Below are 11,906 nucleotides of genomic sequence, written 5' to 3'. Positions count from 1 at the left end.
TCACGCTCCCGTGGCGACGAGGACGGCGGCGACCGCGAGGACGACGGTGCCGGCGAGCAGCGCGCTCACATAGGTCTGCACATTGCCGGTCTGAGCGCGTCGTACGGCGGCCCCGAGCCAGCGGGTCAGGGTGCCCGCCCCGCGTACGTAGGTGTCGACGACCTCACGGTCGAGGAACCGGACGAGCCTCGCGCCGTCCTGGACCGGGCGGACGAAGAGGGTCGTGTACACCGCGTCCAGGTGGAAGCCGACGGCCGCGTGCCGGTGCAGCGGGCCCAGCAGGAGCCGTCCGGGGTCCGACGGGTCGGTGGCGTAGGCGATGTCTCCGTAGGCGGGCTTGTGACTGGCGATGGCCTCGGCCTCCACCAGCGCGGCGTCGCCCTCCGGGTGGGCGGCGACGGCGCCCAGCGGTGTGCGGTCCGCGAGGGCCGTGGTGTGGCGCCAGGCCGCGTAGGTGACGAGGCCGCCGGCCAGGGCCACGCCCGTACCGAGCACCGAGGTGGTGAGGGTGGGGGTGAGGTCCTGGCCGTCGAACCAGTCGGGCAGCAGGCGGAAGGCGAGTCCGCCGAGGGCGAGTGAGGGGATGGCGAGCACCCAGAGCACGGTGTTCATGACCACTGGCTGCCTACCGTGGTCGGGGGCCTCGGCACCCCGCCCGCGGAAGGCCAGCAACCACAGTCGGGTCGCGTACGCGGCGGTGAGCAGGGCCGTCAGCAGACCGGCGACGAGCACGGTCCAGCCCGCGGCGCCGGGCGCGTGTTCCGTGTGGCCGGTGGCGACGTGCTCCGCGACGCCGAGGACGGACTCCTTGGAGAAGAAACCGCTGAAGGGCGGGATCGCGGCGAGTGCGAGCAGCGCCACGGTCATCGTCCAGTAGGCGTCCGGGACGCGGTCGCGCAGGTGGTGCATGCGGGACATGGCGGCCAGCGAGTTGGTGCCGACGGCGTGGATGATCACGCCGGCGGCGAGGAACAGCAGCGCCTTGAAGGCGCCGTGGGTGAGGAGGTGGAAGACGGCGGCACCGCGGTCGCCGGCGGCGAGGGCGCCGGTCATGTAGCCGAGCTGGCCGATGGTCGAGTAGGCGAGGACGCGCTTGATGTCGTCCTGCGCGAGCGCGGCGAGCGCCGAGCCGACCATCGTGACCGCGGCCATGACGGCGAGGACGACCATCGCGGCCCGTGAGGCCTCGAAGAGCGGAAGGAGCCGGGCGACGAAGTAGACACCGGCGGCGACCATGGTCGCGGCGTGGATCAGGGCGGAGACGGGCGTGGGGCCCGCCATCGCGTCGGGGAGCCAGGTGTGCAGCGGGAACTGCGCCGACTTGCCCGCCACGCCGGCCAGCAGCAGCAGGGCGATCAGCGTCGGATGGTCGAGCGAGCCGCTCGCCACCGCGTCGAGGACCTTGGTGATGCGGAAGGAGCCCGCGTCGGTGGCCAGCGCCAGCAGGCCGATCAGGAAGGGGACGTCACCGAGCTTGGTCACCAGGAAGGCCTTGAGGGAGGCGGCGCGCGCCTCCGGCGTCTCCCAGTAGTGGCCGACCAGGAAGTACGAGCAGATGCCCATGATCTCCCAGCCGACCAGGAGCACCATCAGGTCGCCGGAGTAGACGACGAGGAACATCGCGGAGGTGAACAGAGAGACGAGAGCGGCGTACGAGGCGTAGCGCGGGTCGTCGCGCAGGTAACCCGTCGAGTAGATCTGCACGCAGGCGGCGACGCAACCGACCAGAACGGCGACGAGGGCGGCGAAACCGTCGATGTGCAGCGCGAGTTCGATGGGGACCGAACCGGTGGGCGTCAGCTCCGTTACGGCGTCGACGGTCCGGCCACCGCCCTGGCGTGCCGCGAGCAGCACGGCGAGGACGAGGGCTGCCAGGGTCGGCAGGACGGCGAGCGGGCGGACGAAGCCGGGCGCGGTGCGGCCCAGCAGGAGACCGGCGGCTGCCCCCAGGAAGGGGAGGAGGGGGACGAGTACGGCGAGGGTGGTCGTGGTCACGCGGTGGCCTCAGCCTTCTCGGCGGCCGTCCCGGTCGCGGAGGTGTTGGTGTCCGGACCGTCCGGCTCGTGACCCTCGGCTGTGTCGCGGAGCTTGTCGATGTCCGCGGTGCCGTGGTTGCGGTGGACGGCGAGCACGATCGCCAGGCCGATGCCGATTTCAGCGGCCGCGATGGCGATGGTGAACAGGGTCAGGGCCTGGCCGGAGTGCAGGGTTTCCTCGGCGGCCTTGCTGAGCCAGACGTCGAAGGCGACCAGGTTGAGGTTGACGGCGTTCAGCATCAGCTCGACCGACATCAGGACCAGGATGGCGTTGCGGCGGGCGAGGACGCCGTACAGGCCCGTGCAGAACAGGAGGGCGGAGAGAACGGCGGGATAGGCGAGGTGCATCAGCGGACACCACCCTTGTCCGTACCGTTCGGGGCGCTCTCGCGGTCGGTGTGAGCCACTCGGTCGGCGTCGGCTGTCCGTGCCCCGTCGGCCGTCCGGTCGGCCTTGGCCTTGCGGGACAGGACGATGGCGCCGACCAGGGCGGCGAGGAGGAGGACGGAGAGGGCCTCGAAGGGGAGGACCCAGTTCTGGAAGAGGCTCGCTCCGGTGACGGCGGTGGAGCCGGCTGCCGGGCCGTCCAGGTCGATCCAGGTGGTGCGGAAGGCGTCGACGACGACCCACACCAGGGCCGCCGCGGCGGCGACGGCCACGGTGAGGGCGGCCCAGCGATTGCCGGAGTCGGCGTCCGGGGACCGGCCGATGGGAGCTCTGGTGAGCATCAGACCGAACAGGATGAGGACTACGACGGCACCGACGTAAATGAGGACCTGCACCCAGGCGATGAACTCGGCGGTGAGCAGGAGGTACTCGACGGCGAGTCCACCGAGGGCGACCACCAGCCACAGGGCGGCATGGACGAGTTGCCGGGTGGTGACGGTGACGACGGCGGCGCCGAGGGTGACCAGGCCGACGAGGAGGAAGGCGATCTCCACGCCGGTCGGGGAGAGGAAGCCCTGGGATTCGGCTGCCGTGGTCGTGGCGCCCGCGGCGAGGCGGGTGACGGTCGCTGCGAGAGTCATTCCCGGCCTTCCTGCTCCGGCCCCGGCCGATCCGGTCCCGGCTGCCCCGGCTGGTCCGGCCCCGGCTGGTCGGTCTGCTGCTTCGAGTCCCCCATCGTGCGGGTGGGCTGCTCGGCGGCGCGGGCCTGTTCGTCGGCGTGCGATGCGGTCGCCCGGGCCGCCTCCTGCTGGGCGGCCAGCTTGTCGGCGGTCTTGCGTGCGGCGGCGAGCTCCTTCGGTTCCTCCGCACCGGGGTCGAGCGCGGGTGGTGCCGGAACCGTCCACATCCACTCGCGGAGCTTGTCGCGTTCGTGGGTGAGGTCGCGGATGTCGGTCTCGGCGTACTCGAACTCAGGTGACCAGAACAGGGCGTCGAAAGGACAGACCTCGATGCAGATACCGCAGTACATGCACAGGGAGAAGTCGATGGCGAAGCGGTCGAGGACGTTGCGGCTGCGGTCGCGCCCGCCGGGGGTCGCCGCCGGGACCGTCTCCTTGTGGGAGTCGATGTAGATGCACCAGTCCGGACACTCGCGGGCGCACAGCATGCAGACCGTGCAGTTCTCCTCGAACAGGCCGATCACGCCGCGGGTGCGGGGCGGGAGGTCGGGCTGGGTGTCCGGGTACTGCTCGGTGACGGTCTTCCTCGTCATCGTGCGGAGGGTGACGGCCAGGCCCTTGGCCAGGCCGGAGCCGGGAACGGGGGACATGGTTACTGGATCACCACCTTGACGATGCCGGTGAGGGCGATCTGGGCTAGGGAGAGGGGGACGAGAAGAGTCCAGGACAGTTTCTGGAGCTGGTCCTCACGCAGGCGCGGGTAGGTCACGCGCAGCCAGATCACGACGAAGGCGAGGACGGCCGTCTTCAGCAGGGTCCACACCCAGCCGAGGCCGTCGGCGCCCCAGGGACCGTGCCAGCCGCCCAGGAACAGCACGGTGGTCAGTCCGCACAGGACGACGATCCCGGCGTACTCGGCGAGGAGGAACAGAGCGAAACGCAGGCCGGTGTACTCGGTGTAGGCGCCGAAGATGATCTCCGAGTCGGCGACCGGCATGTCGAACGGGGGCCGCTGCAACTCGGCCAGCCCGGCGACGAAGAAGACGATCGCGCCCACGATCTGCCAGGGCAGCCACCACCACTCGAAGGCGTCGAGGATGCCGACGAGCGAGACCGTGCCCGCCGCCATGGCGACGGAGGCGGCGGTGAGCAGCATCGGGAGTTCGTACGCGAGGAGCTGGGCGGCGGTGCGCAGGCCACCGAGGAGGGAGAACTTGTTGGCGGAGGACCAGCCGGCCATGAGCGAGCCGAGGACGCCCACGCCCATGACGGCGAGGACGAAGAAGATGCCCGCGTCGACGACCTGGCCGACCGCGCCCTCACCGGGGCCGATCGGAATGGCGAGGAGGACCAGGAGGTACGGCAGGAGGGCTACGGCGGGGGCCAACTGGAAGATACGGCGGTCCGCGTCGGCGGGGACCACGTCCTCCTTCTGCGCGAACTTCACGCCGTCCGCGACGAGCTGGGCCCACCCGTGGAAGCCGCCCGCGTACATCGGGCCGAGGCGGCCCTGCATGTGGGCCATCACCTTGTGCTCGGTCTGGCCGACGATCAGGGGGAAGGTGAGGAAGACGACGAAGACGACGAGGAGGCGCAGGGTGACGTCGAGCGCGTCGTTCACTGCGGGCCTCCTGGGGAGTTCGGACGGCTTCGGGGGTTGCCGGGGTCGTCGGGGTTGCCGGGGTCGTCGGGGTCGTTTCGGGTTTCTGCGGCTTTGGCTTCGGCCGTCTCAGGGCTCGAAGTCGGCTCGGCGTCCTGTGCGGACTCCGGCTCGGCGTCCTGTCCGGTCGGCAACGACTGACGTCCGGACTCCGGCTCAGGCCCCGGCTTCGGCTCTGGTCCCGGCGCGCGCTCCCGCTCCGGCTCCGGCTCTGCCTTGGCGCCCGGGATCCCGTCCGGCCGGCGTTCCGTTCCGGGGCGCGGCTCGGTCTCGGCTGCCTCCTCGAACGCCGGTCGGGCGTGGTGCCACGGGGCGTCCGGGCTGCGCGGTGTCGAGGGCGCCGTCGACGAGGCCGGTTCCCCGGCGCGCGAGGACGCGGCAGCCGTGTCGCCGCCGCCCTGGGCGGCGGGGTCGGTACCGGGGCGGTCCGGCTGCCGGGCGTCGGAGGCGGGCCGTTGGCTCGCCGAGCCCTGCGCCGCACTCCGGTTACGCCGGGAACCGGCGGCGGTGGTGCCGTCCGCCGGTGTGCCCGACGTCGGCGTGCCCGGCGTCGGCGTGCCCGTCCGCTGGGACGCCGAGCCGCCGCTCGCGCTGCGCGCACGCCGGGGCGCCGGGGCGGCCGAAGGCTCCCTGGTCGGCGACGTCTGGCTTGCCGAGCCCTCCGCCGCCGTACGGGAGCGGCGCGGGGCGGACGGCGCCTCGGTGCCGGGTGCCGTCTGACTGGCGGAGCCCTCGGTCACGGTCCGGGCCCGACCGGCCGGGCGGTCTCCCGCCGCGCGGACCGGACGCTCACCCGCCGCACGCCCCGCCCCGCGGGCCGGGCGAGCCGGAGCGGGGGGCAGTTGGCCCTTCAGCGGACCCCACTCATTGGGGTCCGGGACGCCCGGTGGCAGCATCTGGCGGCGACGGGGGCCGCCGTGCTCGGACTCGCCCGGTTCCTTGGCCCCCGGCCAGGCCTTGGCGACGCGGGCGGCGAGGACGAAGTCCTTCCGCAGAGGGTGCCCCTCGAACCCCTCCGGCAGGAGCAGGTGGTCCAGCGCGGGGTGGTCCTCGAAGTCGACGCCGAACATCTCGTGGGTCTCGCGCTCGTGCCAGGCCGCGCCCGCGTACACCGCGACGGCGGTGGGCAGGACCGGGGACTCGTGCGGGACCGTCGTACGCAGCAGCAGTCTGCGCACCGGTCCCAGAGCCACGACGTGCGCCGCGACCCGGAACCCCGTGCCCGGTTCGTCGACCGCGCTCAGCCAGTCGAAGTACGTGCAGCCCAGCCGGTCACGCGCGGTCTCCAGGGCGGAGATCCAGGACTCGGGCGGCACGTCCACGGTCAGGACGTCGTACGACTCCTCGGCCGTGGCCTCCGTCCCGAAGAGTTCCCCGGCGTCGGCGGGCAGCCAGCCGACCACGGTCATCGAGCCTCCCCCGAGTCCGGTGCCCGGGCGGCGTCAGGGGCCGGGGCCGCCTCAGCGGCCGGCGGTCGTACCAGGCCGCTCTGCAGCGCGTCCGCCGACGGCCTGGGCGAGGTTCCGTACCGCTCCCCCAGCGACTCCCGGGCGATCTTCTCCTGGAGCTTGAGGATCCCCTGGAGCAGCGCCTCGGGGCGCGGCGGGCATCCGGGGACGTAGACGTCGACCGGGATGATCTGGTCGACGCCCTTCGTCACGGAGTACGAGTCCCAGTAGGGGCCGCCGCAGTTGGAGCAGGCGCCGAAGGAGATGACGTACTTCGGCTCGGGCATCTGCTCGTACAGGCGCTTGACGGCCGGGGCCATCTTGTCGGTCACCGTGCCCGAGACCACCATCAGGTCGGCCTGGCGGGGTCCCGGAGCGAAGGGGATGACGCCGAGCCGGATGAAGTCGTGGCGGGCCATCGACGCGGCGATGAACTCGATCGCGCAGCAGGCGAGGCCGAAGTTGAAGACCCACAGCGAGTACCGGCGGCCCCAGTTCAGGACGACCTTCATCGGCTCGGGGGCGAGGCGCGCGAGCGGACCCAGCCTCTTGGGTTCCGGGAGCAGCACGGGCTCGGAGGGGTTCACGTCCATGACAGGACGCCCTTCTTGTATGCGTACAGCAGGCCCACGGCCAGGAAGCCGAGGAAGATGAACATCTCCACGAGGGTCGTCGCGCCGTAGCCGGGATCGGCGAAGACCGTCGCCCAGGGGAAAAGGAAGATCGAATCGACCGCGAAGATGACGTAGAGGAACGCGTAGACGTAGTAGCGGACCTGCGTGTGCGCCCAGCCCTCGCCGACGGGGTCGACACCGCACTCGTACGTCAGCAGTTTCTCGGGCGTCGGGACCACGGGCCGCAGCAGGCGCCCGGCCCCGAAGGCGACCGCGACGAAGAGCACGCCGACGACGGCGAGCAGTCCGACGACCGAGTAGGACTGGAAATAGTCCGCGGCGAGCCCGACGGTCGCATCGGCGACGGTCACGTCACCGGCGGTCACGTCGCCGACGGTCGGTTCCGGCACGTCCGTCCCTCGCTCCCTGTCCTGAACGCTGCTGTTCGACGGTCTGTACGCACGGGAGTCTATGCCTGATAAAGAGACGGTAAGCAGTCTGCTGCACGTGGAGACGCGGGGGGTGGGGTTTTCCTCAGTTGATCCCGGCGGTCCACCTCATGGCGCGGAGCCGCGCCGCACGGCACGCTGACTCGTATGACCGAACGCCTCGCGACAGCGACCCCCGCCGGGACCACCGGCGCAGCGACCGGCGACCGCCCGCCACCGGCCCGTTTCGCCTTCGACCGGCACACCTGGAAGGAGATCGCCCATCTGTTGGCGAATCTCCCGGCGTCGCTGCTCGGATTCACGTACGTCGTGGCGGCGCTGCTCGTCAGTCTCGGGTTGACGGTGACGGTGATCGGATTCCCGCTGCTGGCCGCCGGGCTGCTGGGCGCGCGGCAGTTGGGCAAGCTGGAGCGGGCGCGGGCCCGGGCCCTGCTCGGCGTACGGGTGGAGGAGCCGAGCCGGCTGCCGTTTCGGCGCGGGAGCGGGTTCCTCCCGCAGTTGTGGATGGCGTTGAAGGACCCGGTGGGCTGGCGCACCGTCCTGTACGACTTCATCCGCCTGCCCTGGGGCGTCCTCACCTTCGCCGTCACTCTGACGTCGCTGTTCGTGCTGTGGCCGGTGCTGCCGTTCATCGCGCGGGGACTGGCCAACGCCGACCGCGCGATGGTGCGCGGGTTGTTGTCACCGTCCGACGAGCTTGAACGGCGGATCGCCGAGCTGGAGACGGACCGGGGAGTCGTCGTCGACACGGCGGCCGCCGACCTTCGGCGCATCGAGCGCGACCTGCACGACGGGGCGCAGGCCCGCCTGGTCAACCTGGCCATGGGGCTGGGCCTGGCCAAGGAGAAGCTCCTGGAGGATCCCGACGCGGCGGCGGCCATGGTCGACGAGGCGCACGGTGAGGTGAAGCTGGCCCTGCAGGAGTTGCGGGACCTGGCGCGCGGCATCCATCCCGCCGTCCTGACCGACCGCGGCCTGGACGCGGCACTCTCCTCGGTCGCCTCCCGCTGCACCGTGCCGGTCAAGGTGGCCGTCGACCTGGCGGAGCGTCCCGCGGCGGCCATCGAGGGCATCGCCTACTTCACCGTCTCGGAGCTGCTCCAGAACATCAGCAAGCACAGCGGCGCGAGGTCCGCCTCCGTGGAGGTGTGGCGGTCCTCGGACCGGCTCCTCATACGGGTGGAGGACGACGGCCGCGGGGGCGCGCGTCTCGACGGCGGTACGGGGATGAAGGGCCTCGCCGACCGGCTGAGCGCCGTCGACGGCCTGTTCGTCGTCGACTCGCCGGAGGGCGGCCCGACGGCGATCACGGCGGAGCTGCCATGGCGGAACCGTACGGCAGCCGACGCCACGCCCCTCGCGAGGTGAGCAAGGCACATGTAACGAGATGGCGGAGCACCCGTGCGCGACGTGACGGGGCACGCGTGCGCGACGTGACGGGGCACGCGTGCGCGACGTGACGGGGCACGCGTGCGCGACGTGACGGGGCACGCGTGCGCGACGTGACGGGGCACGCGTGCGCGACGTGACGGGGCACGTGGAGAGGAGGGACCACCCGCCCGCGCGGCCCGGGCGCACCACTCCCCGCACCACTCCCGCACCGTCCCCACCCCCCCTAGGTAGGGAAAACCCCCCTCCGGAGACGCCGACGAGCTCCATGGCCCGTGGGCATGTGGTCGAGGAGGGTGGAGTTACGAGAGCACAGCCGTAGGACGAGGAGAAGGACGGCGCCGATGGCCACGGAATACGGACAGAGTTACGGGCTCGGGAGCGGGCCCGGCTTTCCCGGGGACGCCGGAGCACGACACCACCGGCTGCCGGCGGGGCTCCGCGCACCGTTCGAGGCGCGCAGCCTGCGGGAATTCGGTTATGTGCTGCTGAGCCTGCCGATCGGCATCCTGCTCTTCACGTACGCCGTCACGATGGTGTCGCTGGGGGCGGGCCTGCTGGTGACGTTCCTGGGTGTCCCGGTGCTGGCGGCGGCACTCGCCGGCTGCCGGGGCCTCGGGACGCTGGAGCGTGCGAGGGCCCGTGCCCTGCTCGGGCTCCGAGTGGCCGACCCGGAGCCACTGAGGGCGCAGAAGCAGGGCTTGATGGGGTGGATAGGCGCCGTACTCAAGAGCGGCACGTCCTGGCGGAGCCTGTTGTACGCGGTGCTGCAGTTCCCGTGGTCGGTGTTCTCGTTCGTCGTCGCCGTGAACTTCTGGGTCGTCGGGTGGGCGATGCTGACGTACCCGCTGTGGTTCTGGGTCTTCCCGATGTACGCCGGGCAGGACGGAATCCAGCTGTACGGCGACGAGACGCACCGTGTCTACCTGGACAACCCCTTCGAGATCGCCGTGACCGCGCTGGTCGGGCTGCTGATCACGCTGGCCACGCCGTGGATCGTCCGGGCCCTGACGATGGTGGACCGAGTGATGGTGCACGGACTGCTCGGACCCTCGCGGCTGGCGACGCGGGTCGTGGAGCTGGAGTCGGACCGGGGAGTCGTGGTCGACACGGCGGCCGCCGACCTGCGGCGCATCGAGCGCGACCTGCATGACGGGGCACAGGCCCGCCTGGTCAGCCTGGCCATGGACCTGGGGCTGGCGAAGGAGAAGCTGAGGGAGGACCCGCAGGCGGCGGCGCGCATGGTGGACGAGGCGCACGGTGAGGTGAAGACCGCGCTCCAGGAGCTGCGGGACCTGGCGCGCGGTATCCATCCCGCCGTCCTGACCGACCGCGGCCTGGACGCGGCACTCTCCTCGGTCGCCTCCCGCTGCACCGTGCCGGTGCGGGTGGAGGTCGACCTGGCGGAGCGGCCGGCGTCGGCGATCGAGGGGATCGCCTACTTCACGGTGTCGGAGTTGCTTCAGAACATCAGCAAGCACGCGCGGGCCACGTCGGCCGCCGTGGAGGTCTGGCGGGTGGAGAACCGGCTGATGCTCCAGGTCGTGGACAACGGCGTGGGCGGGGCGGACGTGTCTGCCGGGTCGGGTCTGGCGGGACTGGCGGACCGGCTCGACGCGGTGGACGGAATCCTCGTGGTGGACTCGCCGGCCGGTGGACCGACGCGGGTGACGGCGGAGCTGCCGTGGCGGAGCGAACCGGCCCACAGGTGAGTCACCACCGGCACGGCACGGCACCCCGCCGCGCCGTGCCACGCGTCGCGGTGCCATGCCGTGCCATGTGCGTCTCGGCGTCACCCGTCAGGACTCGGCGTAACTCGGTGTGAACCAAACCGGCCGTCGAGCGGCCGAGCCCGCCCTGATACCTCGCTCTTCCTTCCCACTTCCCGTTGCCCGCACGCATCCGGCCCCCGATGCTGGGATGCTGGACCTGTCGCACGGACGGTTCGTGGACGCGGCGTGGGCCGCGCGAGCCGTGCGGTGGGCGGGCTGTGGGGGGCCGAAGATCGTGGAGGACAGGGTGCGGGTGGTCATCGCCGAGGATTCAGTGCTGCTCCGAGAGGGGCTGACCCGGTTGCTGACCGACCGCGGGCACGAGGTCGTGGCCGGTGTCGGCGACGGTGAGGCACTGATCAAGACCATCACCGAGCTGGACGCGCAGGGCGAGCTGCCGGACGTGGTCGTGGCGGACGTACGGATGCCGCCGACGCACACCGACGAGGGCGTGCGGGCTTCGGTGCAGCTGCGCAAGGCGCACCCCGGTCTCGGCGTACTGGTGCTGTCCCAGTACGTGGAGGAGCGCTACGCCACTGAGCTGCTGGCCGGTTCCAGTCGCGGCGTCGGTTATCTGCTCAAGGACCGGGTGGCCGAGGTCCGGGAGTTCGTGGACGCGGTGGTGCGTGTGGCCCAGGGCGGTACGGCCCTGGACCCGGAGGTGGTCGCGCAGTTGCTCGGCCGCAGCCGCAAGCAGGACGTGCTCGCGGGGCTCACCCCGCGTGAGCGGGAGGTCCTGGGACTCATGGCCGAGGGCCGGACGAACTCCGCCATCGCCAGGCAGCTCGTCGTGAGCGACGGAGCCGTCGAGAAGCACGTCAGCAACATCTTCCTGAAACTCGGGCTGTCCCCGAGCGACGGAGATCACCGACGCGTGCTGGCCGTACTCACGTACCTCAATTCCTGACTCGCCCGTCTCACCTCATGACTCGCCTGTCTCAGTACCTGACATCGGCGGCGCACGCTCCGTGAAGAGCGGCCGGGCCCGGCCGCTCGGATGCTCATCCGAACGAATGAGAAACCGAGGTACGGCCAGGGTGCGTCTTCACGAGCACCGGAGGGTGGGGAAACCGTGCAATGCCAAGGCGGCTGGGCCGTCTCGAAGTCGTGTCCATCATGCGAATGTCCACCGGAAGTCAACCCCTGCGGACGTAGGGTTGATCCCGGGATGGTCGGTGGAAGCCAGTCCCCGGACAGCCGCGTCGAAGGAGGTCCAGTTCAGTGACCAGCCAGGTCAGCAGCGCAGCGGAGCAGGCCGACGGAAGCGTCGTGGGAGAGCAGCGCAAACCGGTCGGCGCGAAGGATGTCCGACGGCTGGACCGGGTCGTGATCCGGTTCGCGGGGGATTCGGGTGACGGTATGCAGCTCACCGGTGACCGTTTCACCTCGGAGACCGCGTCCTTCGGGAACGACCTGTCGACGCTGCCGAACTTCCCGGCCGAGATCCGGGCGCCCGCCGGGACGCTGCCGG

The 11,906-nt window shown here is 71.4% G+C and carries 11 protein-coding genes and 1 pseudogene; 4 read left to right on the top strand and 8 right to left on the bottom strand.

All coding sequences use genetic code 11. The annotated features are described in order from the left end of the window. The 8 genes from RM812_RS06455 to RM812_RS06420 are packed head-to-tail and all read right to left on the bottom strand — an operon-like array spanning nt 1 to nt 7,235. Entirely contained in the window at nt 1-1,995 is a 1,995-nt protein-coding gene (locus RM812_RS06455; protein WP_311571421.1) for an NADH-quinone oxidoreductase subunit 5 family protein, read from the bottom strand. Then, the gene (nuoK, locus tag RM812_RS06450; protein WP_311571420.1) at nt 1,992-2,384 is read right to left on the bottom strand and encodes an NADH-quinone oxidoreductase subunit NuoK; all 393 of its coding nucleotides are present in this window, start codon (nt 2,382-2,384) and stop codon (nt 1,992-1,994) included. The genes RM812_RS06455 and nuoK overlap by 4 nt, the downstream gene beginning before the upstream one ends. Next, nucleotides 2,384-3,064, bottom strand: a complete 681-nt coding sequence (locus tag RM812_RS06445) for an NADH-quinone oxidoreductase subunit J family protein (protein ID WP_311571419.1) — start codon at nt 3,062-3,064, stop codon at nt 2,384-2,386. Before RM812_RS06445 ends, nuoK begins: the two co-directional genes overlap by 1 nt. Beyond that, nucleotides 3,061-3,753 (bottom strand): NuoI/complex I 23 kDa subunit family protein, encoded by a 693-nt coding sequence (locus tag RM812_RS06440; protein ID WP_311571418.1) that lies wholly within the window; start codon nt 3,751-3,753, stop codon nt 3,061-3,063. The genes RM812_RS06445 and RM812_RS06440 overlap by 4 nt, the downstream gene beginning before the upstream one ends. Nucleotides 3,754-3,755: 2 nt before the next feature. Then, nucleotides 3,756-4,724, bottom strand: coding sequence for a complex I subunit 1/NuoH family protein (locus RM812_RS06435; RefSeq protein WP_311571417.1), 969 nt, complete (start codon nt 4,722-4,724; stop codon nt 3,756-3,758). Continuing rightward, nucleotides 4,721-6,172, bottom strand: coding sequence for an NADH-quinone oxidoreductase subunit C (locus RM812_RS06430; RefSeq protein ID WP_311571416.1), 1,452 nt, complete (start codon nt 6,170-6,172; stop codon nt 4,721-4,723). The genes RM812_RS06435 and RM812_RS06430 overlap by 4 nt, the downstream gene beginning before the upstream one ends. After that, complete coding sequence (locus tag RM812_RS06425; protein ID WP_311571415.1) at nt 6,169-6,804, bottom strand: NADH-quinone oxidoreductase subunit B; 636 nt, start codon at nt 6,802-6,804, stop codon at nt 6,169-6,171. The genes RM812_RS06430 and RM812_RS06425 overlap by 4 nt, the downstream gene beginning before the upstream one ends. After that, nucleotides 6,795-7,235 (bottom strand): NADH-quinone oxidoreductase subunit A, encoded by a 441-nt coding sequence (locus RM812_RS06420; RefSeq protein WP_311571414.1) that lies wholly within the window; start codon nt 7,233-7,235, stop codon nt 6,795-6,797. The genes RM812_RS06425 and RM812_RS06420 overlap by 10 nt, the downstream gene beginning before the upstream one ends. A 186-nt stretch (nt 7,236-7,421) precedes the next feature. Between RM812_RS06420 and RM812_RS06415 the strand changes: the two genes are divergently transcribed. From RM812_RS06415 to RM812_RS06400, 4 genes and pseudogenes are all read left to right on the top strand, one after another. Then, on the top strand, nt 7,422-8,642 hold the full coding sequence (locus RM812_RS06415; protein ID WP_311571413.1) for a sensor histidine kinase: 1,221 nt from the start codon (nt 7,422-7,424) through the stop codon (nt 8,640-8,642). A gap of 365 nt (nt 8,643-9,007) precedes the next feature. Next, nucleotides 9,008-10,375 carry a sensor histidine kinase gene (locus RM812_RS06410; RefSeq protein WP_311571412.1) on the top strand — a complete coding sequence of 456 codons (1,368 nt, stop codon included), beginning with the start codon at nt 9,008-9,010 and terminating at the stop codon, nt 10,373-10,375. A gap of 307 nt (nt 10,376-10,682) precedes the next feature. Continuing rightward, nucleotides 10,683-11,342 (top strand): response regulator transcription factor, encoded by a 660-nt coding sequence (locus tag RM812_RS06405; RefSeq protein WP_308408691.1) that lies wholly within the window; start codon nt 10,683-10,685, stop codon nt 11,340-11,342. A 314-nt stretch (nt 11,343-11,656) separates the two neighbouring features. Beyond that, nucleotides 11,657-11,906 (top strand): annotated as a pseudogene (locus RM812_RS06400) (2-oxoacid:acceptor oxidoreductase subunit alpha); the annotation flags it as partial.

It is taken from the genome of Streptomyces lancefieldiae, assembly GCF_031845825.1.
In the GTDB taxonomy this organism is placed as follows: Bacteria; Actinomycetota; Actinomycetes; order Streptomycetales; family Streptomycetaceae; genus Streptomyces; species Streptomyces lancefieldiae.
The sequence above is the reverse complement of the archived record's forward strand: the minus strand, read 5'-3'. Positions and strand labels throughout refer to the sequence as shown.

Coding starts and splice junctions, on each gene's coding strand:
- RM812_RS06415 (WP_311571413.1), top strand. CDS start 7,422: ATGACCGAACGCCTCGCGACAGCGACCCCCGCCGGGACCACCGGCGCA.
- RM812_RS06445 (WP_311571419.1), bottom strand. CDS start 3,064: ATGACTCTCGCAGCGACCGTCACCCGCCTCGCCGCGGGCGCCACGACC.
- nuoK (WP_311571420.1), bottom strand. CDS start 2,384: ATGCACCTCGCCTATCCCGCCGTTCTCTCCGCCCTCCTGTTCTGCACG.
- RM812_RS06430 (WP_311571416.1), bottom strand. CDS start 6,172: ATGACCGTGGTCGGCTGGCTGCCCGCCGACGCCGGGGAACTCTTCGGG.
- RM812_RS06440 (WP_311571418.1), bottom strand. CDS start 3,753: ATGTCCCCCGTTCCCGGCTCCGGCCTGGCCAAGGGCCTGGCCGTCACC.
- RM812_RS06410 (WP_311571412.1), top strand. CDS start 9,008: ATGGCCACGGAATACGGACAGAGTTACGGGCTCGGGAGCGGGCCCGGC.
- RM812_RS06425 (WP_311571415.1), bottom strand. CDS start 6,804: ATGGACGTGAACCCCTCCGAGCCCGTGCTGCTCCCGGAACCCAAGAGG.